At 40.8% G+C, this 24,493-nt stretch carries 28 protein-coding genes; 24 read left to right on the forward strand and 4 right to left on the reverse strand.

What is annotated here, in order from left to right; genetic code table 11:
* The first annotated feature begins 108 nt into the window (after positions 1-108).
* From D8852_RS02905 to D8852_RS02930, 6 genes are all read left to right on the forward strand, one after another.
* Positions 109-303, forward strand: coding sequence for a helix-turn-helix transcriptional regulator (locus D8852_RS02905; protein ID WP_125424555.1), 195 nt, complete (start codon positions 109-111; stop codon positions 301-303).
* Between the two features lie 4 nt (positions 304-307).
* Positions 308-781, forward strand: a complete 474-nt coding sequence (locus D8852_RS02910; RefSeq protein WP_125424556.1) for a DUF6773 family protein — start codon at positions 308-310, stop codon at positions 779-781.
* Positions 771-1,259 carry a DUF6773 family protein gene (locus D8852_RS02915; protein WP_125424557.1) on the forward strand — a complete coding sequence of 163 codons (489 nt, stop codon included), beginning with the start codon at positions 771-773 and terminating at the stop codon, positions 1,257-1,259. Before D8852_RS02910 ends, D8852_RS02915 begins: the two co-directional genes overlap by 11 nt.
* Before the next feature lie 115 nt (positions 1,260-1,374).
* A complete protein-coding gene (locus tag D8852_RS02920) occupies positions 1,375-2,835 on the forward strand; it encodes a nicotinate phosphoribosyltransferase (RefSeq protein ID WP_125424558.1) in 1,461 nt (486 codons plus the stop codon).
* On the forward strand, positions 2,832-3,656 hold the full coding sequence (gene nadE, locus D8852_RS02925; protein ID WP_125424559.1) for an ammonia-dependent NAD(+) synthetase: 825 nt from the start codon (positions 2,832-2,834) through the stop codon (positions 3,654-3,656). Before D8852_RS02920 ends, nadE begins: the two co-directional genes overlap by 4 nt.
* Positions 3,657-3,763: 107 nt before the next feature.
* Positions 3,764-4,309: a GNAT family N-acetyltransferase gene (locus D8852_RS02930; protein ID WP_125424560.1), complete on the forward strand. Its 546-nt coding sequence runs from the start codon at positions 3,764-3,766 to the stop codon at positions 4,307-4,309.
* A 59-nt stretch (positions 4,310-4,368) separates the two neighbouring features.
* Here the strand turns inward: D8852_RS02930 and D8852_RS02935 are convergent, their stop codons facing one another.
* Genes D8852_RS02935 through D8852_RS02950 form a run of 4 tightly spaced genes read right to left on the reverse strand, consistent with a single transcriptional unit; the run spans position 4,369 to position 7,453 of the window.
* Complete coding sequence (locus D8852_RS02935; RefSeq protein ID WP_125424561.1) at positions 4,369-4,824, reverse strand: 8-oxo-dGTP diphosphatase; 456 nt, start codon at positions 4,822-4,824, stop codon at positions 4,369-4,371.
* Positions 4,825-4,833: 9 nt separating this feature from the next.
* Positions 4,834-5,355, reverse strand: coding sequence for a DUF1697 domain-containing protein (locus tag D8852_RS02940; RefSeq protein WP_125424562.1), 522 nt, complete (start codon positions 5,353-5,355; stop codon positions 4,834-4,836).
* Between the two features lie 13 nt (positions 5,356-5,368).
* Positions 5,369-6,550, reverse strand: coding sequence for an NAD(P)/FAD-dependent oxidoreductase (locus D8852_RS02945; protein WP_125424563.1), 1,182 nt, complete (start codon positions 6,548-6,550; stop codon positions 5,369-5,371).
* Positions 6,551-6,607: 57 nt separating this feature from the next.
* Positions 6,608-7,453 carry a DegV family protein gene (locus tag D8852_RS02950; RefSeq protein ID WP_125424564.1) on the reverse strand — a complete coding sequence of 282 codons (846 nt, stop codon included), beginning with the start codon at positions 7,451-7,453 and terminating at the stop codon, positions 6,608-6,610.
* Between the two features lie 124 nt (positions 7,454-7,577).
* On the opposite strand from D8852_RS02950, the gene D8852_RS02955 reads away from it, so the two are divergent.
* The 18 genes from D8852_RS02955 to ftsX all read left to right on the forward strand — a co-directional run bounded on the left by D8852_RS02955 (position 7,578) and on the right by ftsX (position 24,381).
* Positions 7,578-8,135 carry a TetR/AcrR family transcriptional regulator gene (locus D8852_RS02955; protein ID WP_084946898.1) on the forward strand — a complete coding sequence of 186 codons (558 nt, stop codon included), beginning with the start codon at positions 7,578-7,580 and terminating at the stop codon, positions 8,133-8,135.
* 18 nt (positions 8,136-8,153) lie between these two features.
* A complete protein-coding gene (locus tag D8852_RS02960; RefSeq protein WP_084926128.1) occupies positions 8,154-8,621 on the forward strand; it encodes a deoxycytidylate deaminase in 468 nt (155 codons plus the stop codon).
* Positions 8,622-8,709: 88 nt separating this feature from the next.
* The gene (gene upp / locus D8852_RS02965; RefSeq protein ID WP_084926127.1) at positions 8,710-9,339 is read left to right on the forward strand and encodes a uracil phosphoribosyltransferase; all 630 of its coding nucleotides are present in this window, start codon (positions 8,710-8,712) and stop codon (positions 9,337-9,339) included.
* Positions 9,340-9,517: 178 nt separating this feature from the next.
* Positions 9,518-10,108 carry an ATP-dependent Clp protease proteolytic subunit ClpP gene (gene clpP, locus D8852_RS02970; RefSeq protein WP_000613470.1) on the forward strand — a complete coding sequence of 197 codons (591 nt, stop codon included), beginning with the start codon at positions 9,518-9,520 and terminating at the stop codon, positions 10,106-10,108.
* A gap of 78 nt (positions 10,109-10,186) precedes the next feature.
* The gene (locus D8852_RS02980) at positions 10,187-10,456 is read left to right on the forward strand and encodes a YlbG family protein (RefSeq protein WP_125424566.1); all 270 of its coding nucleotides are present in this window, start codon (positions 10,187-10,189) and stop codon (positions 10,454-10,456) included.
* Between the two features lie 87 nt (positions 10,457-10,543).
* On the forward strand, positions 10,544-11,704 hold the full coding sequence (locus D8852_RS02985) for an ABC transporter substrate-binding protein (RefSeq protein WP_000726138.1): 1,161 nt from the start codon (positions 10,544-10,546) through the stop codon (positions 11,702-11,704).
* Positions 11,705-11,823: 119 nt separating this feature from the next.
* Positions 11,824-12,693: a branched-chain amino acid ABC transporter permease gene (locus D8852_RS02990; RefSeq protein WP_061416428.1), complete on the forward strand. Its 870-nt coding sequence runs from the start codon at positions 11,824-11,826 to the stop codon at positions 12,691-12,693.
* Positions 12,694-12,696: 3 nt separating this feature from the next.
* Positions 12,697-13,653, forward strand: coding sequence for a branched-chain amino acid ABC transporter permease (locus D8852_RS02995; protein WP_061416431.1), 957 nt, complete (start codon positions 12,697-12,699; stop codon positions 13,651-13,653).
* A complete protein-coding gene (locus D8852_RS03000; protein WP_001186019.1) occupies positions 13,653-14,417 on the forward strand; it encodes an ABC transporter ATP-binding protein in 765 nt (254 codons plus the stop codon). The genes D8852_RS02995 and D8852_RS03000 overlap by 1 nt, the downstream gene beginning before the upstream one ends.
* On the forward strand, positions 14,417-15,127 hold the full coding sequence (locus tag D8852_RS03005; RefSeq protein ID WP_125424567.1) for an ABC transporter ATP-binding protein: 711 nt from the start codon (positions 14,417-14,419) through the stop codon (positions 15,125-15,127). Before D8852_RS03000 ends, D8852_RS03005 begins: the two co-directional genes overlap by 1 nt.
* A 673-nt stretch (positions 15,128-15,800) precedes the next feature.
* Positions 15,801-17,579, forward strand: a complete 1,779-nt coding sequence (locus D8852_RS03010; protein WP_125424568.1) for a phosphotransferase — start codon at positions 15,801-15,803, stop codon at positions 17,577-17,579.
* A 1-nt stretch (position 17,580) separates the two neighbouring features.
* Complete coding sequence (locus tag D8852_RS03015) at positions 17,581-17,766, forward strand: hypothetical protein (RefSeq protein ID WP_060805305.1); 186 nt, start codon at positions 17,581-17,583, stop codon at positions 17,764-17,766.
* A 1-nt stretch (position 17,767) separates the two neighbouring features.
* Positions 17,768-19,195: a cytosine permease gene (locus D8852_RS03020; RefSeq protein WP_125424569.1), complete on the forward strand. Its 1,428-nt coding sequence runs from the start codon at positions 17,768-17,770 to the stop codon at positions 19,193-19,195.
* A 132-nt stretch (positions 19,196-19,327) separates the two neighbouring features.
* Complete coding sequence (locus D8852_RS03025) at positions 19,328-20,755, forward strand: cytosine permease (protein WP_125424570.1); 1,428 nt, start codon at positions 19,328-19,330, stop codon at positions 20,753-20,755.
* A gap of 131 nt (positions 20,756-20,886) precedes the next feature.
* Positions 20,887-21,543, forward strand: coding sequence for a CBS domain-containing protein (locus tag D8852_RS03030; protein ID WP_000268641.1), 657 nt, complete (start codon positions 20,887-20,889; stop codon positions 21,541-21,543).
* 111 nt (positions 21,544-21,654) lie between these two features.
* A protein-coding gene (gene prfB / locus D8852_RS03040) for a peptide chain release factor 2 (RefSeq protein ID WP_096753628.1) occupies positions 21,655-22,750 on the forward strand; the annotation gives its coding sequence in 2 pieces (ribosomal slippage) (positions 21,655-21,726 and positions 21,728-22,750; 1,095 coding nt in all).
* 19 nt (positions 22,751-22,769) lie between these two features.
* The gene (gene ftsE, locus D8852_RS03045) at positions 22,770-23,462 is read left to right on the forward strand and encodes a cell division ATP-binding protein FtsE (protein ID WP_000022257.1); all 693 of its coding nucleotides are present in this window, start codon (positions 22,770-22,772) and stop codon (positions 23,460-23,462) included.
* Positions 23,455-24,381, forward strand: a complete 927-nt coding sequence (ftsX, locus tag D8852_RS03050; protein WP_084926184.1) for a permease-like cell division protein FtsX — start codon at positions 23,455-23,457, stop codon at positions 24,379-24,381. The genes ftsE and ftsX overlap by 8 nt, the downstream gene beginning before the upstream one ends.
* Positions 24,382-24,493: the final 112 nt, after the last annotated feature.

The following is a 24,493-nucleotide window of genomic DNA, read 5'->3' on the forward strand; positions in this document are numbered from 1 at the left end:
ATTAATAAAATCTTACAAAATGACATTTATATATTGCATTAAGTTAGATATATGGTATAATATTTTTAAAAGAAGCGCAACTTTTTAAAAATGTGAAGGAGGACGCTAGTGGCTAAAAATTTAAAATTAAAATTAGCTCGTGTGGAGCTTGATATGACACAGGGTGATTTGGCAGAAGCTGTGGGTGTTACTAGGCAGACTATCGGCTTGATAGAAGCAGGGAAATATAATCCTAGTCTCTCCCTTTGCCAGTCCATTTGCAGATGCTTAGGAAAAACATTAGACCAACTATTTTGGGAGTAAGAAGATGAAAAATAGAAAAAAACTTGTGATCAAAGATGAACGTACGGAAAAATTGGAGGGAAAGATTTCAGGAGAAATTCTTTTGGGAATGTGCCTATTTTTGGCACTGGAAATTTTTGCCAAAGTTTATATTTTTAATTTAACGCTTCTATCCTATTTACCAGAATTGCTTTTATTGATTGGAGTAGGTTTGTATGCCATTATTCGTCGCATGTATGTAGGAATTGATATTCGAGATATTGTTGAGAATACTGGAAAAGAAAGAATTTTATCTGCTTTGGGATTTTCTATAGTGATTTTATTGATTGATATCGTAGGCAATCGCGAGGAACTGGACAGTCTATTGACTTGGAAGTACTCCCTAAAAGTAGTTCTAGCAGTTATCATCTATCTCGTTGGGAGTTATTCTATGGATAGAGTTATCCTATACTTGAATCACAGAAATCAGCAAGTTTGGGAGGAAGAAGATGAAAAATAGATTTTTTTATTATCAATTATTAGACGAGAGAGAAGAACAACTGATTAACAAAGCTGGGATAGAGTCTTTTCATGTGTTTATCGGGCTCATTCTGCTAAGTTATTTGGTAGCAGTATTAGCACCTGCTCTTTTTAATCCTAATATTCTTCTGGTTACCCTTTTATTAGGAATTTTATTCTTTTTCAATCGTGCACGACAACTTGGAGTGACCTACTATAGTCGTTTTCATTTTACGATTTTGGGATGCTTGGTAGTGACTCTTGCAATTACAGCCATCTTGATGCTCCAGAACTACCAGTTCAATATTGAGATTTATCAGCACAATCCTTTGAACTTTAAATACTTGTCTGCTTGGGTGATTACTTATCCGATTTACCTTCCTTGGGTTTTTATCGGCAATCTCGGCCTTAAAAGTTATGGCGAATGGGCTCAAAAAAAGTTTGAGCAAGATATGGATGAACTTGAGAGTGGGAATTAGCTTGTTAAGTTTTTATCAATCTCGGTAAAATGTGTTATAATAGTACTAATTTATCAGATGGTAGGAAAGCGACTAAAGGCTTTCATAGCTTACAAACAAGGAAGAAGGGAAACAGATGTATCCAGATGATAGTTTAACATTGCACACAGACTTGTACCAGATCAACATGATGCAGGTGTACTTTGACCAAGGAATTCACAATAAGAAGGCGGTTTTTGAGGTTTATTTCCGTCAGCAACCGTTTAAGAACGGCTATGCGGTTTTTGCTGGTTTGGAACGGATTGTAAAGTATCTTGAAGACTTGCGCTTTTCAGATAGCGATATTGCCTACTTGGAGTCGCTTGGCTATCATGGGGCGTTCTTAGATTACCTCCGCAATTTCAAGTTGGAGTTGACGGTTCGTTCCGCTCAGGAAGGGGACTTGGTTTTTGCTAATGAGCCGATTGTGCAGGTTGAAGGACCCCTAGCCCAATGTCAATTGGTCGAAACGGCTCTCTTGAACATCGTTAACTTTCAAACTTTGATAGCGACCAAAGCAGCACGTATTCGTTCGGTCATTGAGGATGAACCCTTGATGGAGTTCGGGACACGTCGTGCGCAAGAAATGGATGCGGCTATTTGGGGAACACGCGCAGCCGTGATTGGTGGCGCTAATGGAACCAGCAACGTGCGTGCAGGGAAGCTCTTTGGTATTCCAGTATTGGGGACCCATGCTCATGCCTTGGTACAGGTTTATGGAAACGACTATGAAGCCTTCAAGGCTTATGCGGCGACTCATCGTGACTGTGTCTTTTTAGTAGATACCTATGATACGCTTCGCATCGGTGTGCCAGCTGCTATTCAAGTGGCGCGTGAACTGGGTGATCAGATTAACTTTATGGGTGTGCGGATTGACTCTGGGGATATTGCCTACATTTCTAAGAAAGTCCGTCAACAATTGGACGAGGCTGGATTTACAGAGGCTAAGATTTATGCTTCAAATGACCTAGATGAAAATACTATCCTCAACCTCAAGATGCAAAAAGCCAAGATTGATGTCTGGGGTGTGGGAACCAAGCTGATTACAGCCTATGATCAGCCAGCTCTTGGGGCAGTTTATAAGATTGTTGCGATCGAAGATGAAAATGGTCAGATGCGCAATACTATCAAACTGTCTAATAATGCGGAAAAAGTGTCTACGCCAGGTAAGAAGCAGGTATGGCGCATTACCAGTCGTGAAAAAGGCAAGTCAGAAGGTGACTACATTACTTATGATGGTGTGGATGTGAGTGGCATGACAGAAATCAAGATGTTCCATCCAACTTATACTTACATCAAAAAAACCGTTCGTAATTTTGATGCCGTTCCTCTCTTGGTGGATATTTTCAAAGAAGGAACATTAGTTTATAGCTTGCCTAGTTTGACTGAGATTCAGGCCTATGCACGTAAGGAATTTGACAAGCTTTGGGATGAGTATAAACGGGTACTCAATCCGCAACATTATCCAGTGGACTTGGCGCGTGATATTTGGCAAGACAAGATGGACTTGATTGATAAGATGCGCAAGGAAGCCCTTGGTGAAGGAGAGGAAGAATGAGTTTGCAAGAGACCATTATCCAGCAATTGGGTGTCAAACCAGTAATCGATGCCCAGGAAGAAATCCGTCGTTCAATTGACTTCTTAAAAAAATACCTAAAAAAACATCCCTTCCTTAAAACTTTTGTACTAGGGATTTCTGGGGGTCAGGACTCAACCTTGGCAGGGCGCTTGGCGCAATTAGCTATGGAAGAAATGCGGGCAGAGACAGGAGATGACAGCTACCAATTTATCGCTGTCCGCCTGCCATACGGAGTGCAAGCTGATGAAGCAGACGCTCAAAAAGCCCTCGCTTTCATCCAGCCAGATGTCAGCTTGGTTGTGAATATCAAGGAATCAGCTGACGCTATGACAGTAGCAGTTGAAGCGACAGGAAGCTCTGTTTCAGACTTTAATAAGGGCAATATTAAAGCGCGTAGCCGTATGATTGCCCAATATGCCCTTGCGGGTGCCCATAGCGGAGCGGTCATTGGAACAGATCATGCTGCGGAAAATATCACAGGCTTTTTTACCAAGTTTGGTGACGGTGGTGCGGATATTCTTCCTCTTTACCGCCTCAATAAACGCCAAGGAAAACAACTCTTGAAGGAACTTGGTGCGGACCCAGCCCTTTATGAAAAAATCCCAACAGCAGACCTAGAAGAAGAAAAACCAGGGATAGCTGATGAAGTAGCCTTGGGAGTCACTTATGAAGAGATTGACGACTACCTAGAAGGCAAAACAATCAGCTCAGAAGCTCAAGCGATTATTGAAAACTGGTGGCATAAAGGACAACACAAACGCCACCTACCAATCACCGTATTTGATGACTTCTGGGAGTAAAAACCTCCAGTGGAGGTTTTTACCCTGAGCCTAGAAATGAGAAAGCGAAGAAGGTCCAGTGGACTTTTTTAGCTCCTTGCCTTAAGCTGAGAAAGCGAGGTAACATTATGAAAGCAATCGGTACGCAAATATTACAGACAGACCGTTTGATTTTGAGAAGATTTGTGGAGAGTGATGCGGAAGCCATGTTTCAAAATTGGGCTTCGTCTGCTGAGAATCTGACCTATGTCATCTGGGATCCTCATCCTGATGTTGAGGTGACTCGAAACTCGATTCGAAATTGGGGTGCATCCTATACCAATCCTAACTATTACAAATGGGCCATTTGTCTCAAAGAAAACCCTGAGCAAGTGATAGGAGATATCAGCATCGTTGAAATACACGAGGAAGATTTAAGTTGTGAAATTGGCTATGTGCTAGGCAAGGAATACTGGGGCCGTGGTATGATGACAGAGGCCTTAAAAGCTGTGTTAGACTTTTGTTTTACTCAAGCAGGTTTTCAAAAGGTCAGAGCACGATATGCCAGTCTCAACCCAGCTTCAGGCCGTGTGATGGAAAAAGCGGGAATGTCTTATCTAAAAACCATTACCAATGGTGTGGAGAGAAAAGACTACGTTGCGGACCTTATTTATTATCAGATTAAAAAGAACTAAGAAATGACCTGAGCTTCAAAAGTTAACTTTTGAAGCTCAGGTCATTTTTTTCTGCTCTTTTATTTTAACTCATAAAGCCAGTCGTCACCGTCTTTGTAGTAAAAGAATTCACTTAAATCGTCTTCTAAAAAAACACGCAGCATGTCTGACATATCCTCAGTTGCAAGTTTTAGACGAGAAAGATTTTCATATTCTTCCCACCAAACAGTACCTTCGTCTGAAGACTGGAGTTCACCAGTAAAGTGTTCTGTCTTGTAAAAGAGGACGACATAGCGGTAATCCTCGTCATCGTACCAGTTTTTGATACCACAAAGTTGAGGTTTGGATATGGTTAGTCCAGTTTCTTCCTTGACTTCTCTGATAACTGCATCGGTAAAAGATTCCCCACGCTCTACATGACCACCAGGAAAAGTGATGCCGGGCCAGTCGGGACTAACTCGATCTTGAACTAGAACTTTGTTTCCGTTTTTAATCATGCACATGTTGACAAATTCGACTGTTTCGCGTCTGTTCATCTTGTTCTCCTATTTTGTTAGTAACTTTTCTACTACATTTAGCTTTCTCATGGTCAGATCCACGCCAAAAAGTTTTTCAAGATAGTTGGTATTGAGCTTTTTTCGTTTTGCAGTTCTAGGGAGATAGAGGTAGAGACAGTGATCGCCTACACAAATTTCTTCCTCACCATAGTCAGCTTTCAAATTTTCTAATGGCAGACTTTGGATAAGTCCTTGATAAAGGATCACATGCACACGATCAGGAAGATAGTCTTCTCTAAATGGGTTCTCTTGAACAATCTTTTCAAAATCGTCCTTATTCTTGATAACCATTTTTAAGTCAGCTCCAATTTTTTCCTTTATCAGAGTATGAATGCGTTCTCGTATTTCTTCCAAGTCCAACTCACTTTCAAGAATGATATTCCCACTTTGAATATAGGTTCGAACGTGTTGAAAACCAGCTTCTGTCAAAATATTTACCAAATAAGACATTTTTGGGATAGCATTTTTTCCATTGGGAGTAACGCCTCTTAGTAAAATAATATGTTCCAAAGGACTTCCTTTCTTATTTGGTATTTATTGGATTTGAGCCTGCCACCCAGCCGGTACAGAGGGCAGAAGTGATGTTAAACCCACCCGTGTGGGCATTGATATCCAGTACCTCGCCAGCAAAGTGGAGGCCGGGAACGAGTTTGCTTTCCAGAGTTTTAGGATTGATTTCTTTGAGACTGACGCCACCTTTAGTAACAAAGGACTTGGCAAGGGACATTTTTCCAATCACAGGGATTTTGAGTGCTTTGATGGACTGGAGAAGTTGTTCCCGTTCCTTTTCAGTCAGTTGTTTGACTTTTTCAGGATAGCCTTGAACCAAAAATTCTGCTAAGCGTTCTGGAAGTAAAGTTTTTAAAGAATTTTTCAAGGATTTTTCCCGATTTTCTTCTAGAAATGCAGCTAAGTCCTTCTCAGAAAGTTGAGGCAAGACATCCAGTGAGAGGATCTCACCACCCTTGACAAAGCTGGACATGCGTAGGGCAGCAGGGCCAGATAAACCAAAGTGGGTAAAGAGCAAATCATGAGTGATGACATGCTTGCCATAGCTTAGGGTCACATCGTCTAGTGAAATGCCCTGAAGCGCTTTGTGAGGGAAATCTGTCAACAATGGACTTTCAGCAGCTTCAAGCTCGGTAATGGTATGTTTAAAATGACGGGCAATCTCATGACCAAAACCAGTCGAGCCTGTAGAAGGATAGGATTTTCCGCCAGTTGTGACAATGAGTTTTTCACAAGTGAAGGTTTGGTCTGCGGACTTGAGGACAAACTGGTCGTCTATCTTTTTAACCGAAACAATTTCTGTTTGAGTAACGACTTGACCACCGAGTTCAGTGATTTTCTTCTCCAAAGCTTCAATAATGGTCCGAGACTTGTCGCTAGCAGGAAAGACGCGTCCGTGGTCCTCGACCTTAAGTTTGACTCCATTTTCCGTAAAAAAGTTGATGATATCATGATTATCAAACTGGGAGAAGACACTATATAGAAAACGCCCATTCCCAGGGATGCCAGCTAATAGGTCATCTAAAGTTCCATTGTTGGTCACATTGCAGCGACCGCCGCCTGTACCAGCCAATTTTTTACCCAGTTTCCGATTTTTTTCGATGAGAAGAGTTTTCTGACCATAAAAGCTACTGGAAATCGTAGCCATCATGCCAGCAGGACCTCCACCGATGACAATAGTATCAAAATGTTTCATAGCTCTATTGTACCACAAAAAACAAGAGATGCTTGGCATCTCTTGTTACGGATGATCTTAGTTAATTTCATATCCCATTAACAAACCGCCATCTTCTGCATAAAAACTGCAGAGACCAGATGTTGGGAGGATTTTGATATTGGCTTGAGGGAATGTTTCCAGCAAGCGTTCTGACAATTGCTGACAGAATTTTTCATTACTGCGATGAGCCATGACGATACGACCACCAGCATAGCCAGCCTTGATGAGTTCCTCATAGGCTGCTTGAAGGGACTTTTTAGCACCACGAGCCTTTTGAAGAAGCTCTAGGGTTCCAGTTTCACTTGCTTCCCCAACCATACGGATGTTGAGAAGACCAACGACTGTACCGATAAGCTTACTTAAACGGCCATTTTTTACCAAGTTATCAACCTTAGCGAGGACAAAGAGCAATTTTGTTTTTTCTTGGTAAGCTGTGATAGCTTCAACAATTTCCTCATGAGAAAGTCCTTGGTCAATCAAGTCATTGATTTTTTCGACAATCAAGTCAACTTCCCCACCTGCAGATAAACTATCAATCACATGAATCTGAGTGTCAGGGTGTCCTTCGAGGTAGATATTTTTAGCGAGCTGTGCACTATTATGGCTACCAGAAAGAGTACCTGTGATGGTAACGACAAAGATATGCTTAGCACCTTCAAATGCACGCAAGTAATCATCAGGGCTAGGACAAGCTGATTTTGAAGCCTCAGAAGTCGCATACATGGTTTCCATCATACGATCAATGTCGAGATTGGCATCGTCAATAAAGATCTGATCAGCCACTTGAATGGTTAAAGGAACACTGATAAATTCAGTATCGATAGCGGGAGTTACCAATTGACGATAATCACAACCAGAGTCAGTTACAATCTTCCAAGTCATAGAAATTCTCCATCTTTGTCACTTATACATTGACAAAGGTTCTGTCTTTTTTTACAATTATATCATGAAAGCCCTTGAAACAAAAGTACCACCTCTCTGTTGTCACAAGTAGAAAGAAATTGTTATGTCTGAACGTAAAATATCTGAAAAATCTCTTGAAAATCTCAGAAAATCAAATCAAGAATCCAATTTCTTGACCAGAGAAGCGATTGAGACGGCTCTTTTGCAACTTCTAGAGAAAAAAGACTTGGCTAAGATTAGTATTTCAGAGCTGGTCAAGCGGGCGGGTGTCTCACGCGCTGCCTTTTATCGCAATTATGATTCTAAAGAAGCAATTTTAGAAAGTGTTTTTAAACGCAGTGTTCATAATATAATGGAACAGTTGAGCCACTACGATGTCAAAACCGACCTTTATCTAGTCTGGGTTCACCTTTTCCGCGCAGCAAAAAAAGAAGCCAAGGTTATCCAACTCGCTCTGGACTACCACTTGGAAAAGATTTTTGTCCAAGCTATGCAGGAATTTCTGGAAAAATACCACGGAAAATCAAAAGGTGTTAGCAGCTACCTTCATTCCTTTTGGAGTTCTGCCATCGTATCGGTTCTGCTCAAATGGATCAAGGATGGCATGAAGGTTCCAGCTGAAAAGATTGCAGATTTACGCTTGCCATTTTTCAAAAAATAGGGGATAAGGAGAAGAATTATGACAGAAAAAAGACTGGCTTGGGATGAGTACTTTGCAGCCCAGGCTTTACTGATTGCCAATCGTTCAACCTGTAAACGTGCCAAAGTAGGAGCTGTCCTCGTTAAGGATAATAAGGTCATTTCAACGGGTTACAATGGTTCTGTATCAGGAATGGAGCACTGTATCGACCACGAATGTCTGGTCATTGAAGGTCACTGTGTCCGAACCCTTCACGCCGAGGTCAATGCCATCTTGCAAGGAGCTGAACGAGGGGTTCCAAGAGGATTTACAGCCTATGTGACCCATTTTCCTTGTCTGAACTGTACCAAACAACTGCTACAAGTTGGTTGCAAGCGCGTGGTTTATATCAACCAGTACCGAATGGATGACTATGCCCAGTATCTTTATCAAGAAAAAGGCACCGAGTTGACCCATTTACCATTAGAGACTGTTCAGACGGCTCTTCAAGAGGCAGATTTGATTTAGAAATTAATAAAAATAAATGGTTTAGAAAGCTTTTTAAACCGTTTTTTGATATAATAAGAAGAATAAATTGAAAGAAGGAATTCAGAAAATGGGAAAACTTGAAGTCATTAATCATCCACTGATTCAGCATAAATTGTCAATCTTGCGTCGTACAGACACTTCTACAAAAGCTTTTCGTGAGCTAGTAGATGAGATTGCAATGTTGATGGGATATGAAGTACTTCGTGATCTTCCACTTGAAGACGTGGAAATCGAAACACCTATCACAAAGACCGTTCAAAAACAATTGGCTGGTAAAAAATTGGCGATTGTCCCAATCTTGCGTGCAGGTATCGGGATGGTAGATGGACTCTTGAGCTTGGTTCCAGCAGCAAAAGTTGGTCATATTGGTATGTACCGTGATGAAGAAACCCTTCAACCAGTTGAATACTTGGTGAAATTGCCTGAGGATATTGACCAACGTCAAATCTTTGTCGTCGATCCAATGCTTGCAACAGGTGGATCAGCTATCTTGGCTGTTGACTCGCTTAAAAAACGTGGGGCATCAAACATCAAGTTTGTCTGCCTAGTAGCTGCTCCAGAAGGAGTGAAAGCTCTTCAAGCAGCTCACCCAGATGTCGAAATCTTTACAGCAGCTCTGGACGAACACTTGAATGAACATGGCTATATTGTTCCAGGTCTCGGAGATGCTGGAGACCGCTTGTTCGGTACGAAATAAGACTCAGATAGAGTCTTAAAGATGAAATTGGAGGATGTTTCTAATTTCGCGAGGAGGTTGAATTTTTGATTCTGTCGATAGTATAGAGCAAAAATTTGACCTTTTTTGACCAAAAAGATATAATAGTTCTGTATTGAGTCGCATGACTAAGAAAATTCAACATTAAAAGGAGAAATGAATGATTCCTGTAGTTATTGAACAAACAAGCCGTGGAGAACGTTCCTATGACATTTACTCTCGTCTTCTGAAAGACCGCATCATCATGCTAACTGGGCCAGTCGAAGACAACATGGCCAACTCCGTTATCGCCCAATTACTTTTCTTGGATGCCCAAGATAGTACAAAGGATATTTACCTTTATGTCAATACACCTGGAGGTTCTGTGTCAGCTGGTTTGGCAATCGTTGATACCATGAACTTTATCAAGGCAGATGTCCAAACCATCGTGATGGGAATGGCTGCATCTATGGGGACTGTTATTGCATCAAGTGGAGCAAAAGGCAAACGCTTCATGCTTCCAAATGCAGAGTACATGATTCACCAACCAATGGGTGGTACAGGTGGTGGTACCCAACAAACAGATATGGCAATCGCTGCAGAACACTTGCTCAAAACTCGTAAGACTTTGGAGCAAATCCTTGCGACTAACTCAGGTAAATCAGTTGAGCAAATTCATGCAGATGCTGAACGTGATTACTGGATGAGTGCCCAAGAAACGCTCGAATATGGCTTCATTGATGAAATCATGGCCAACAATTCTTTGAGCTAAGCAACCTAGAAAGCAAACTCGACGGAGTTTGCTTTTTTTGGTATAATAGGGGAAGATTTCTTAGAAAGAGGATCCCTCATGCTTGAAAAAACAAATCGATCAGGATTAATCATCTATCTTTACTATAATCGTGATGCAAAAAAACTTCAGGAATACGGTGATATCTGTTACCATTCCAAAAAACATCGTTACTTGCAGCTCTATGTTCCAACTGAGGAGCTAGATGACTTAGTTGAGAGATTAGGTAAGGAAAGATTTATCAAAAAAATAAGACGTTGCCACATTCAAGAGTTAGAAACTCCCTTTGTTGGCAATCTCTATCGCACTGAGGAAAACGTTATCATTTAAAAAATGAGATAAATGTGTTGACAATTTTCTGATAATTCGGTATATTCTTAACATACTATTTTTGAAACAACTATAAGGAGATTAAAAATGAAGAAAAAATTTGCCCTATCTTTTGTGGCTCTTGCTAGCGTAGCTCTTCTCGCTGCTTGTGGAGAGGTCAAGTCAGGAGCGTCAAATACAACTGGTAACCCAGTAGACGAAAAGACTATCAAAATCGGTTTTAACTTTGAAGAAACAGGTGCTGTAGCTGCCTATGGTACTTCTGAACAAAAAGGTGCTCAACTTGCTGTTGATGAAATCAATGCTGCAGGTGGTATCGATGGAAAACAAATCGAAGTTGTGGATAAAGATAACAAATCTGAAACTGCTGAGGCTGCCTCTGTTACAACTAACCTAGTTACCCAATCAAAAGTTACAGCTATCGTAGGACCTGCGACATCTGGTGCAACTGCTGCAGCTGTAGCCAACGCTACTCAAGCAGGAGTTCCATTGATTTCACCAAGTGCGACTCAAGATGGATTGACCAAAGGTCAAGAATATCTATTTATCGGAACTTTCCAAGATAGCTTCCAAGGGAAGATTATTTCAAACTATGTGACAAACAAATTGAACGCTAAGAAGGTTGTTCTTTATACGGACAATGCAAGTGACTATGCTAAAGGTATTGCTAAATCTTTCCGTGAAGCCTACAAGGGTGAAATTGTTGCAGACGAAACGTTTGTAGCAGGTGATACAGACTTCCAAGCAGCCCTTACTAAAATGAAAGGGAAAGAGTTTGACGCTATCGTTGTTCCAGGTTACTATACAGAAGCAGGTAAAATCGTAAACCAAGCACGTGGTATGGGAATTGATAAACCAATCGTTGGTGGTGACGGCTTTAACGGTGAAGAATTTGTTCAACAAGCAACTGCTGAAAGAGCATCAAACATTTACTTCATCTCAGGATTCTCAACTACAGTTGATGTTTCTGCAAAAGCTAAAGCTTTCCTTGAAGCCTACCGTGCTAAATACAATGAAGAACCTTCAACATTCTCAGCTTTGGCCTATGACTCAGTTTACCTAGTAGCCAATGCTGCAAAAGGTGCTAAAAACTCAGGTGAAATCAAGGACAACCTTGCTAAAACCAAAGACTTTGATGGTGTGACTGGTCAAACGAGCTTTGATGCAGATCACAACACAGTGAAAACTGCTTACATGATGACCATGAATAATGGTAAAGTGGAAGCAGCAGAAGTTGTAAAACCATAACATTAGAATAGTGGCTGAAATAGGGAATGAGCCTTTGACTCACTCCCTGTTTCGGTGTTTATGAACTTGTGAAAATTGAGAAATTTTCTAAAAAATAACAATAGAAAAGAGTGAATGCTATGCTCCAACAACTTGTGAATGGTCTAATTCTGGGCAGTGTTTATGCACTTTTGGCTCTGGGTTATACCATGGTTTATGGAATTATCAAACTCATCAACTTCGCCCACGGTGATATTTATATGATGGGTGCCTTTATTGGTTACTTTTTGATTAATTCTTTCCAAATGGATTTCTTTTTAGCTTTAATTATTTCAATGGTAGGAACCGCACTACTTGGTGTTGTGATTGAGTTTCTTGCCTACCGTCCTTTGCGACACTCTACACGTATTGCTGTATTGATTACTGCCATCGGAGTGTCTTTCCTACTTGAATATGGAATGGTCTACTTGGTCGGTGCCAATACTCGTGCCTTTCCTCAAGCCATTCAAACAGTTCGCTATGATTTGGGGCCAATCAGCTTGACAAACGTCCAGTTAATGATTTTAGCAGTTTCCTTACTCCTGATGATTTTATTGCAAGTGATTGTTCAAAAAACAAAAATGGGGAAAGCCATGCGTGCGGTATCAGTTGATAGTGACGCGGCGCAATTGATGGGAATTAATGTAAATCGTACAATCAGTTTTACCTTTGCTTTGGGTTCAGCTCTTGCTGGTGCGGCAGGTGTCCTCATTGCCCTTTACTACAACTCTCTTGAACCGTTGATGGGTGTGACTCCAGGTCTAAAATCATTCGTTGCGGCCGTTCTTGGTGGTATCGGGATTATTCCTGGTGCAGCTCTAGGGGGATTTGTTATTGGTTTGTTGGAAACATTTGCAACTGCCTTTGGTATGTCTGATTTCCGTGATGCTATCGTATATGGAATCTTACTTTTGATTCTGATTGTTCGTCCTGCAGGTATCCTCGGCAAGAATGTGAAAGAGAAGGTGTAAACAATGAAGACAAATCTTAAAGTAAATATTCTCTGGTTATTCCTTCTGTTAGCGGGTTATGGATTGATTAGCGTATTGGTTTCTGCTGGTGTTCTCAATCTATTCCATGTCCAAATTTTAGAACAAATTGGGATTAATATCATCCTTGCAGTAGGTTTGAACTTAATCGTTGGTTTTTCAGGACAATTCTCACTCGGTCATGCAGGTTTTATGGCGATTGGGGCTTATGCAGCAGCGATTATTGGCTCAAAATCACCAACCTATGGTGCCTTCTTTGGAGCAATGGTCTTGGGTGCCTTGATTTCTGGTGCAGTCGCTTTGCTCGTTGGGATTCCGACACTCCGTTTGAAGGGTGACTACCTGGCTGTTGCGACACTAGGTGTTTCAGAAATCATTCGTATCTTTATCATTAATGGTGGCAGTTTGACCAATGGTGCTGCTGGTATCTTAGGTATTCCAAACTTTACCAACTGGCAAATGGTTTATCTTTTTATAATTATCACAACTATTGCAACCCTCAACTTCCTACGTAGTCCAATCGGACGCTCTACTCTATCTGTGCGTGAGGATGAGATTGCTGCAGAGTCCGTTGGGGTAAACACTACAAAGATCAAGATTATCGCTTTTGTCTTTGGTGCCATTACAGCAAGTATTGCTGGTTCACTTCAGGCTGGTTTTATCGGATCTGTTGTCCCAAAAGATTACACCTTTATTAATTCCATCAACGTATTGATTATCGTTGTATTTGGTGGACTTGGATCTATTACTGGTACCATCGTTTCAGCGATTGTTTTAGGAATTTTAAATATGCTCCTCCAAGATGTAGCTAGTGTACGTATGATTATCTACGCTTTGGCTCTTGTATTGGTGATGATCTTCAGACCAGGTGGACTTCTTGGGACATGGGAATTGAGTCTATCACGTTTCTTTAAAAAATCTAAGAAGGAGGGACAAAACTAATGGCATTACTTGAAGTTAAACAGTTAACCAAACATTTTGGCGGTCTAACAGCTGTTGGAGATGTCACTCTTGAATTGAACGAGGGAGAATTGGTTGGTCTGATTGGACCAAACGGGGCTGGTAAAACAACTCTTTTCAATCTCTTGACGGGTGTTTATGAACCAAGTGAAGGTACGGTGACACTAGATGGTCACCTCCTAAATGGGAAAACTCCTTATAAGATTGCCTCACTTGGACTCAGTCGTACTTTCCAAAATATTCGTTTGTTCAAGGATCTGACAGTTTTGGAAAATGTTTTGATTGCATTTAGTAACCATCATAAACAACATGTCCTTGCGAGCTTTCTACGCTTGCCTGCTTTCTATAAGAATGAGGAAGAATTGAAAAGCAAAGCTTTGGGCTTGTTGAAGATTTTTGATTTGGATGGCGATGCAGATACACTTGCTAAAAATCTGGCCTATGGTCAACAACGTCGATTAGAAATCGTTCGTGCTCTGGCAACCGAACCCAAGATTCTCTTTTTGGATGAACCTGCAGCTGGGATGAATCCACAAGAAACAGCTGAATTGACAGAATTGATCCGCCGTATCAAAGATGAATTTAAAATTACCATCATGCTCATCGAACACGACATGAATTTGGTTATGGAAGTCACTGAGCGTATCTATGTTCTTGAATATGGTCGGTTGATTGCTCATGGGACTCCGGATGAGATCAAGAACAACAAACGCGTTATCGAAGCTTATCTAGGAGGTGAAGCCTAATGTCTATGTTAAAAGTTGAAAACCTCTCTGTGCATTACGGGATGATCCAAGCAGTTCGTGATGTAAGTTTCGAGGTTAATGAAGGTGAAGTTGTTTCCCTTATAGGTGCCAATGGTGCTGGTAAAACAACCATTCTTCGTACCCTTTCAGGTTTGGTTCGTCCAAGTGCTGGTAAAATTCAGTTTTTGGGAAAAGAAATTCAAAAGATGCCAGCGCAAAAAATCGTGGCAGGTGGCCTTTCACAAGTTCCTGAGGGACGCCATGTTTTCCCGGGTTTGACTGTTATGGAAAACTTGGAAATGGGAGCCTTTTTAAAGAAAAATCGTGAAGAAAATCAAGCCAACTTGAAAAAAGTCTTTTCACGTTTCCCTCGTCTGGAAGAACGTAAAAACCAAGATGCGGCGACCCTTTCAGGTGGTGAACAGCAGATGCTGGCTATGGGACGCGCTCTCATGTCTACACCTAAACTTCTCCTCTTGGACGAGCCATCAATGGGACTTGCCCCTATCTTTATCCAAGAAATTTTTGATATCATCCAAGATATTCAGAAGCAAGGAACAACGGTTCTCCTAATTGAACAGAACGCTAACAAGGCTCTTGCTATCTCTGAACGAGGTTATGTACTTGAAACAGGCAAGATTGTCCTATCAGGAACAGGAAAAGAACTCGCAGCATCAGATGAAGTCAGAAAAGCATATCTAGGTGGCTAAAAAGGTCCGGGGGACCTTTTTAGTCGGTAGATAAGGATTACATAAGCAATCTTCATATAGTCTGGGAGACTAGTTTAGGTTGCAGATGGAGATTACGTAAGCAATCGTCAAATCCAGTGGATTGTTTTAGTCGGTGGATGAGAGTTGCGGAAGCAATTCCCCTATAGTTCGGGGGACCTTTTTAGTCGGCAGATAAGGATTGCGTAAGCAATCATCCAATCCAGTGGATTGTTTTAGTCGGTGGATGAGAGTTGCGGAAGCAATTCCCCTATAGTTCGGGGGACCTTTTTAGTCGGTAGATAAGGATTACGTAAGTAATCATCCAATCCAGTGGATTGTTTTAGTCGGTGGATGAGAGTTGCGAAAGCAATTCCTCTATAGTCCGGGGGACCTTTTTAGTCGGTGGATGAGAGTTGCGAAAGCAATTCTCCTCTAGTCCGGGAGACTAGTTTAGGTTGCAGATGGAGATTGGGTAAGCAATTATCTAATTCAGTGGATTATTTTGTAGATAAATTTGAAGAGCTCCAAATTTGGGGCTCTTTTTTCGTTTGGTCCCTATTTTGATGGGCCTGATTTGAGCATCCGTTTTCTTAATATAGAATCTAACTTGACAAAAGCACGTGTTCATCATATAATTAAATAAACAAAAATATTGAACAAAGAGGCTGAAGATATGCTATCAGAAAAACAATTTAAACTTTTACGTTTTTTGTTGACCCACAAAGATGAAAACTTTACGCAGAGACAATTGGCTGAACAGCTAGATATCGCTTTGGGGACGGTAAATAATCTTCTCAAGGAATGTAAAGAAGAGAAGTGGATCAGTGAGGAAAATCACTTAACTGACTTAGGTGAGGAGGCTTTGGCTCCGTATCAGGTGAAGAATGCCATTATCATGGCTGCAGGTATGAGTAGCCGCTTTGCACCTTTGTCTTATGAGCTACCTAAAGGATTGCTTCAAGTTAAAGGTGAGCGTTTGATTGAGAGAGAAATCAAGCAATTGCAAGAAGCTGGGATAGAGGACATTACAGTTATTGTAGGATATCTGCAAGAAAAAATGTTCTATCTTGCTGAGAAGTTTGGCGTTAAAATCGTTGTGAATAATGATTACTACAAGTACAACAACTGTTCTTCTCTTATGCTAGTCAGAGATCAGCTTTCTAACACTTACATTTGTTCGTCGGATAATTATTTTGTGGAAAATCCGTTTGAACGATACATTTACAGAGGTTATTATTCTACAATATTTGCAGAAGGGGACACAGACGAATACTGCTCTAAGGAAGACTCCAATCACACAATCATCGATATTCAAATTGGTGGGACGAATACTTGGGCTATGGTGGGGCATGTTTATTTTGATCGTGCATTTAGTGAAAAGTTCGTAGATATTTTAGAAACTGAATTTAAGCATGAACCATATCGCGAACAGCTCTGGGAAGATTATTATAGTCGTCACGTCAAGGAGCTTCCTTTAGAAGCTCGGCATTATTCAGCAGATATTGTTAAGGAGTTTGATTCACTAGATGAGTTGCGTCAGTTTGATGAACACTATTTGGTGAATACTAATTCGGAAATCATTGATAACATCTGTAAGACATTGGGATGTGTAGCTTCAGATATTGTCAATATTAAACCTCTAAAGGACGGTTTAACCAATACTTCGTTTTCATTTGACTGCCTAGGGAAGAAATATGTTTACCGTCATCCAGGTAGAGGAACGGAGAATTATATCGATCGTGCTAGTGAAGCGGCTTCCATGGAAATTGCTGCAAAATTGAAGATTGACCGTACCTTTGTTGCCATGAACAAGGATGAGGGCTGGAAAATTTCAGAATTTATCCCTAACGCCAAGCAACTAGATTATGATAATTGGGATGATGTAGCAAAAGCAATGGAACTCTTGAGACGCTTGCACCAATCTGGAGAAAAAACGGGACATTCCTTTGACCAATTTGAGGGAATTGATGATTTTAGACAAAAATTAAAGGCTAGCAATCGTTTTGAATTTGATGGACTTGAAGAGTTGGATCAGAATGTCTCAGTTCTCGAGAAGCTTTTACAAGAAGATCAAGCGAAAAAGGTTCTCTGCCACGGAGATTCTTATAGCCCGAATTTCTTGTTGAATGAAGCTGGAGAAATGAGCCTGATTGATTGGGAATATTCTGGTATGGGAGATCCAGCAGGAGATTTAGGAACCTTTATCGGGTGTTCAAATTATACAGTGGAAGAAGCTGAAATGGTACTTGAAATCTATCTACAAGAGGTTCCAGATAAGAAAACCAAACGTCACTATTTTGCCTATGTATCAGTAACTTCATATTATTGGTTTTTGTGGGCCCTGTTCCAAGAAAGCGTTGGAAAACCCGTAGGTGAATTTCTTTATATCTGGTATCGTTATACCAAGCAGTATGGAAAACTTGCATTAGATTTATATTTGGAGGAGAATTGAGATGAAGCCGACATCTGAAATTGAAGAATTAATAGCAAATGAAACGAAAAGAAGGCTAGAAGAAATGGAATCACCAAACTATGTGTTTGCCCAGCCATTTCTAAAAAGTGATTTTACTATAGTCATCGTCTTAGTTCTAATTAACCTTATTCTGATTATCCTAGCCATGACAGGAGGTATTCAATAAAATGTCTAAGATGAATGACTTTATTCAACAGGAGACAATAACGGGAATTGTTCCCATGACCAACAAGGATCGTCAGTATTCTTTCTGGGATCTCTTCCTGTCGACAAGTGGTTTTGCCATTGCAACTTGGTGTTATACCCAAGGAGCCTATGTAGCTCAATATTTGACTTTTAATCAGATGTTGATTAATATTTTTAGTTTTAATATTATTTGGGTCTTTATTGAATGTCTCCCAATTCTGTTTGCGGTTAAATATGGAATTGATTTGTGGATTTGGTTGAGAGCTGTCCTCGGAAAAAAAGGAGTGGCCTTGCTATCAACTATTATTAGTTTGGCTAACTTTGGCTGGTATGCCGTTGCGGCCAATCTTTTTGCTAGCTCCATGATTCATTTAGCAAATAATTTTGGTCTTGGTTTGGACAAGGGAGTATGGGCACCTATTCTTGGTACACTCTGTGTTCTTCTTGGAACTCTTATTGCTCTAGGGGGGCCAGAAGTGATTAAATGGACCAATCGATTCTTGGTAATCGCCCTGTTGATTGTCGGTCTCATTATCGTTGGAATCTGCTTTGTCGCCGTTCCTATAACTGATATTATGAATATTCAACCGGCTACCCAAGGAGATTTGACGCCATTAGAACGCTTCATGCTCTCTGGAGAAGGAAATGTTGCCTTTGCCTTTTCTTGGTCTACACAGGCATTGGTTTTACCACGTTTAGCAAAATCAGAACGTAGTGGTTATTGGGCTACAGCCTTATCATACGGAGTTGTGGCTCCATTCTTCGTTGCGACAGGTGGAGTCATGGCTCTAGCCATGTTTGTCAAAACAGGTGTTTATGAAAGTGATCCAACAACCATGCTGTCAACTCTAAGCACCCCAGCCTTTGCCCTCTTAAGTCTACTACTAGTAGCCTTTGCCAATATTGGAACTCAGGGGACAGGATCGTATGTGAATTGTATGATTGTTAAGAGCGGGATGCCAAAAGTAAGCTATAAACTAATGGTTTGGATTGCTATGGTATACGTGAGCCTACTTACAATCTGGGGAGGAGTGGAAGAGTACTTCGGTTCCTTCATCTCACTAGCCGCCTATATTCAGGGGCCAATTATTGGTATGATCGTTGTTGACTACTTTATCTTAAGAAAACGAAAACTTGATTTGCGCTCAGCCTATTTCCTTGAAGGACATGACGCCTATGAGTTTACAAATGGCTTTAATCTGGTAGGATTGTCTTGCGTGTTTATTTCCTTATTGGTAGCGGTACTATTTGTTTATAACCCTGTAACAGCACAGATTCAAAGCCCAATCTTTTTAATCACAACGGGTAGTGGCTTTACTGCTATTTTTGGAGGTTTATTGTACTGGTTAGCTAGCTTAACTCCGTTAAAACGCTATATGATCAAGGATCGGGACTCTGTTACGATTTAAGGATAAATAAAAGTCTTAATCTATATCTATTTGCTTCCTCTTTTTTGAAAGTTAATTTTACATAAGTAATTGATATGATTCTAGTCAATCATATTCTGATTATCCTAGCCATGACAGGAGGTATTCAATAAAATGTCCAAGATGAATGACTTCATTCAACAGGAGACGATAACGGGAATCGTTCCCATGACCAACAAGGATCGTCAGTATTCTTTCTGGGATCTCTTCTTATCGACAAGTGGTTTTGCCATCGCAACTTGGTGTTATACCCAAGGAGCTTATGTGGCTCAATATTTGACCTTTAATCAAATGTTGATTAATATTTTTAGTTTCAACATTATCTGGGTTTTTATCGAATGTCTCCCAATCTTGTTTGCGGTTAAATATGGAATTGATTTATGGATTTGGTTGAGAGCCGTTCTAGGTAGAAAAGGGGTGGCCGTTCTATCAACCGTGATTAGTCTGGCAAATTTTGGTTGGTACGCCGTTACCGCCAATCTTTTTGCCAGCTCCATGATTCATTTGGCAAATAATTTTGGGCTTGGTTTAGACAAGGGAGTATGGGCACCGATTCTAGGTACCCTCTGTGTTCTCCTTGGAACGCTGATTGCTCTTGGGGGCCCAGAGGTGATTAAAGGCACTAATCGCTTCCTGGTGGTTGCCTTGTTATTTGTTGGGCTAATCATCGTTGGAATCTGTTTTGTTGCGGTTCCGATTAGGGATATTATGAATGTCCAACCTGCCATCCAAGAAAATTTGACACCGATTGAACGTTTTATGATGTCAGGGGAAGGAAATGTGGCCGTAGCCTTTTCTTGGTCTACACAAGCATTTGTCTTACCACGTTTGGCAAAATCAGAACGCAGTGGCTATTGGGCTACAGCCTTGTCATACGGGGTTGTTGCGCCATTCTTTGCTGCGACAGGTGGAGTCATGGCTTTGGCTATGTTTGTCAAAACAGGTGTCTATGAAAGTGACCCAACAACCATGCTTTCAACCCTAAGCACACCAGCCTTTGCGCTTTTAAGTTTACTATTAGTAGCCTTTGCCAATATTGGAACTCAGGGTACAGGATCGTATGTGAACTGTATGATTGTAAAAAGCGGGATGCCCAAAGTAAGCTATAAACTAATGGTTTGGATTGCCATGATTTACGTGAGCCTACTCACCATCTGGGGAGGAGTGGATGAATACTTCGGTTCCTTCATCTCGCTGGCTGCCTATATTCAAGGACCCATTATCGGAATGATCGTTGTTGACTATTTTATCTTAAGAAAACGAAAACTTGATTTGCGTTCAGCCTATTTCCTTGAAGGACATGACGCCTATGAGTTTACAAATGGCTTTAATCTGGTAGGATTATCTTGTGTAATCATTTCTTTGTTAGTTGCGGTGCTATTTGTTTACAACCCTATAACAAAGCATATCCAGAGTCCTATGTTCCTGCTTACAACTGGTAGTGGCTTTACTGCGATCTTTGGTGGTCTATTGTACTGGCTAGCTAGCTTAACTCCCTTAAAACGCTATATGATTAAGGATAGAGATTCCGTTACTATTTAAGGATAGAGGGAACTTTGGTTCTCTCTTTTTTGTGATTGAATGTTACAAAATCTTGAAAAAGAGATGAAAGCGTTTGATAGTTTTTGTAAGAAAGTGTATAATTATAGTAGCAATAAAGAAGGAGAAGTCTCATGGCAGTTAAAGATTTTATGACCCGCAAGGTAGTTTATATCAGTCCAGATACGACTGTAGCACATGCAGCAGATTTGATGCGCGAGCAAGGCTTGCACCGTTTACCTGTTATCGAAAATGACCAATTGGTTGGTCTGGTAACAGAAGGAACCATTGCGGAAGCCAGCCCATCTAAAGCAACCAGCCTCTCTATCTATGAGATGAATTATCTTCTCAATAAGACCAAAGTCAAAGACGTCATGATTCGGGATGTCATAACAGTCTCAGGTTATGCTAGTCTAGAAGATGCGACCTATCTCATGTTAAAGAATAAGATCGGTATTCTTCCAGTTGTGGACAATCAACAGGTTTATGGTGTGATTACAGATCGTGATGTTTTTCAAGCCTTTCTAGAAATCGCTGGCTACGGCGAGGAAGGGATTCGTGTTCGGTTTATTACGGAAAATGAAGTCGGGGTTTTGGGCAAGATTGTGACCTTGATTGTAGAAGAAAATCTGAATATTTCACACACAGTCAATATTCCGCGCAAGGATGGTAAGGTCGTGATCGAAGTTCAAATTGATGGAACGATTGATTTAACCTTCCTGAAGGAGAAATTTGAAGCGCAAGGTATCCAAGTAGAGGAGATTGCTCGAACCTCTGCTAAAAAGTTATAAATATGGAGGGTGAAAGCCCTCTTTTTTGTATACAATTTGAAATAACAAGCAAAATATGGAAAGAAATGAGAGAATGTGGTATAATGAAACGATGTGAATAAAGGAGTATTTATGGACATTTCAGAAATTCGTCAAAAAATTGACGCAAATCGTGAAAAATTAGCTTCTTTCAGGGGGTCTCTTTGACCTCGAAGGACTAGAGGAAGAGATTGCCATCTTGGAAAACAAGATGACGGAACCTGATTTTTGGAACGATAATATCGCGGCCCAAAAAACGTCGCAAGAATTAAATGAATTAAAAAACACCTACAACACCTTCCGTAAAATGGAAGAGTTGCAGGATGAAGTTGAAATTTTATTGGACTTTTTAGCAGAAGACGAGTCAGTCCATGATGAACTGGTCGAACAGTTGACAGAACTGGATAAGATGATGACCAGCTACGAGATGACGCTTCTCTTGTCAGAACCTTATGACCATAATAATGCGATTTTGGAGATCCATCCAGGATCTGGTGGTACTGAGGCTCAGGACTGGGGTGATATGTTGCTCCGTATGTACACTCGTTATGGAAATGCAAAAGGCTTTAAAGTTGAAGTCTTGGATTACCAAGCTGGTGATGAAGCGGGCATCAAGTCTGTGACCTTGTCCTTTGAAGGTCCAAATGCCTACGGTCTTCTCAAGTCAGAAATGGGTGTTCACCGTCTGGTCCGTATTTCACCATTTGATTCTGCCAAACGTCGTCATACTTCATTTACATCCGTGGAAGTCATGCCCGAGTTGGATGATACCATCGAAGTGGAAATCCGTGAGGATGATATTAAGATGGATACCTTCCGTTCAGGTGGTGCTGGTGGACAAAACGTCAATAAAGTTTCAACAGGTGTGCGTTTGACACACATTCCTACGGGGACAGTCGTTCAATCGACAGTCGATCGTACCCAGTATGGAAATAGAGATCGTGCTATGAAGATGTTGCAAGCCAAGCTCTATCAGATGGAGCAAGAAAAGAAAGCTGCGGAAGTCGATTCCCTCAAAGGTGAGAAAAAAGAAATCACTTGGGGAAGTCAGATTCGTTCTTATGTCTTCACACCTTATACCATGGTAAAAGATCACCGTACGAGCTTTGAAGTTGCTCAGGTAGATAAGGTCATGGATGGAGACCTTGATGGTTTCATCGACGCTTATCTCAAGTGGCGAATCAGCTAAGAAATAGAAAGGAACTCACATGTCAATCATTGAAATGCGAGATGTTGTCAAAAAATACGATAACGGAACGACTGCTCTTCGTGGAGTCTCTCTTAGTATTGAACCAGGAGAATTTGCCTATATCGTTGGGCCTTCTGGAGCAGGGAAGTCAACCTTTATTCGAGCTTTATATCGAGAAGTAAAGATTGAAAAAGGGAGCCTAACAGTTGCAGGCTTTAATTTGGTTAAAATCAAGAAGAAAGATATCCCTCTACTCCGTCGCAGTGTTGGGGTAGTCTTTCAAGATTACAAACTCTTGCCTAAGAAAACTGTTTATGAGAATATTGCTTACGCAATGGAAGTTATCGGAGAGAACCGTCGCAACATCAAAAAACGTGTTATGGAAGTCTTGGACTTGGTCGGTTTGAAACACAAGGTTCGCTCTTTCCCTAACGAACTCTCAGGTGGAGAGCAGCAACGGATTGCGATTGCTCGTGCGATTGTGAACAATCCTAAGGTATTGATTGCCGATGAGCCGACAGGAAACTTGGACCCAGATAATTCATGGGAAATTATGAATCTGTTGGAACGCATCAATCTCCAAGGTACTACTGTCTTGATGGCGACTCACAATAGCCAGATTGTAAATACCTTGCGCCACCGTGTCATTGCCATTGAAAATGGCCGTGTCGTTCGTGACGAAGCAAAAGGAGAATATGGATACGATGATTAGTAGATTTTTTCGCCATTTATTTGAATCACTCAAAAGTTTAAAACGAAATGGCTGGATGACAGTGGCAGCAGTGAGTTCGGTTATGATTACCTTGACACTCGTTGCCCTGTTTGCATCTGTAATTTTTAATACAGCGAAACTGGCTACCGATATTGAAAACAACGTTCGTGTCATGGTTTACATTCGTAAGGATGTAGCAGATAATAGTGAAACGATTGAAAAAGAAGGTCAGACAGTTACCAATAATGACTATCACAAGGTTTATGATGCCTTAAAAGCCATGCAAGGTGTTAAGAATGTCACTTTTTCAAGCAAGGAAGAGCAGTATCAAAAATTGACTGAAACGATGGGGGATGACTGGAGGGTCTTTGAAGGGGATGCCAATCCTCTCTATGATGCCTATATCGTTGATACCAATTCTCCGAGTGATGTTCCTAAAGTAGCAGAAGAGGCCAAGAAAATTGAAGGGGTATCTGAGGTTCAAGACGGTGGTGCCAACACTCAACGACTTTTCGAACTGGCTTCCTTTATCCGTGTTTGGGGATTGGTTATTGCGGGGCTCTTGATTTTTATTGCAGTCTTCCTCATTTCCAATACCATTCGTATTACCATTATTTCTCGGAGCCGTGAAATTCAAATCATGCGTCTAGTAGGAGCTAAAAATGGCTACATTAGAGGACCATTCTTACTTGAAGGTGCCTTTATCGGTTTATTTGGTGCAGCGATTCCTTCAGTCCTTGTATTCTTTGTTTATAATATGGTTTATCAATCTGTCAATAAATCCTTGGTGGGGCAAAACTTGTCAATGATTACACCAGATGTGTTTATCCCTTTGATGACAGTCCTATTGTTTGTGATTGGTATTTTCATTGGGGCAATTGGATCAGGCATTTCAATGCGTCGATTCTTGAAGATCTAGTTGGATATAAATGCAACTTGCAGACCAAATCAGAAATAATACAATTTTAAAAGAGAAGTTTTCTTGAGCTTCTCTTTTTTCTTCGGCTCTTTGTTAACTGTAGTGGGTTGAA

It is taken from the genome of Streptococcus mitis (assembly GCF_003942695.1).
In the GTDB taxonomy this organism is placed as follows: Bacteria; Bacillota; Bacilli; order Lactobacillales; family Streptococcaceae; genus Streptococcus; species Streptococcus mitis_BD.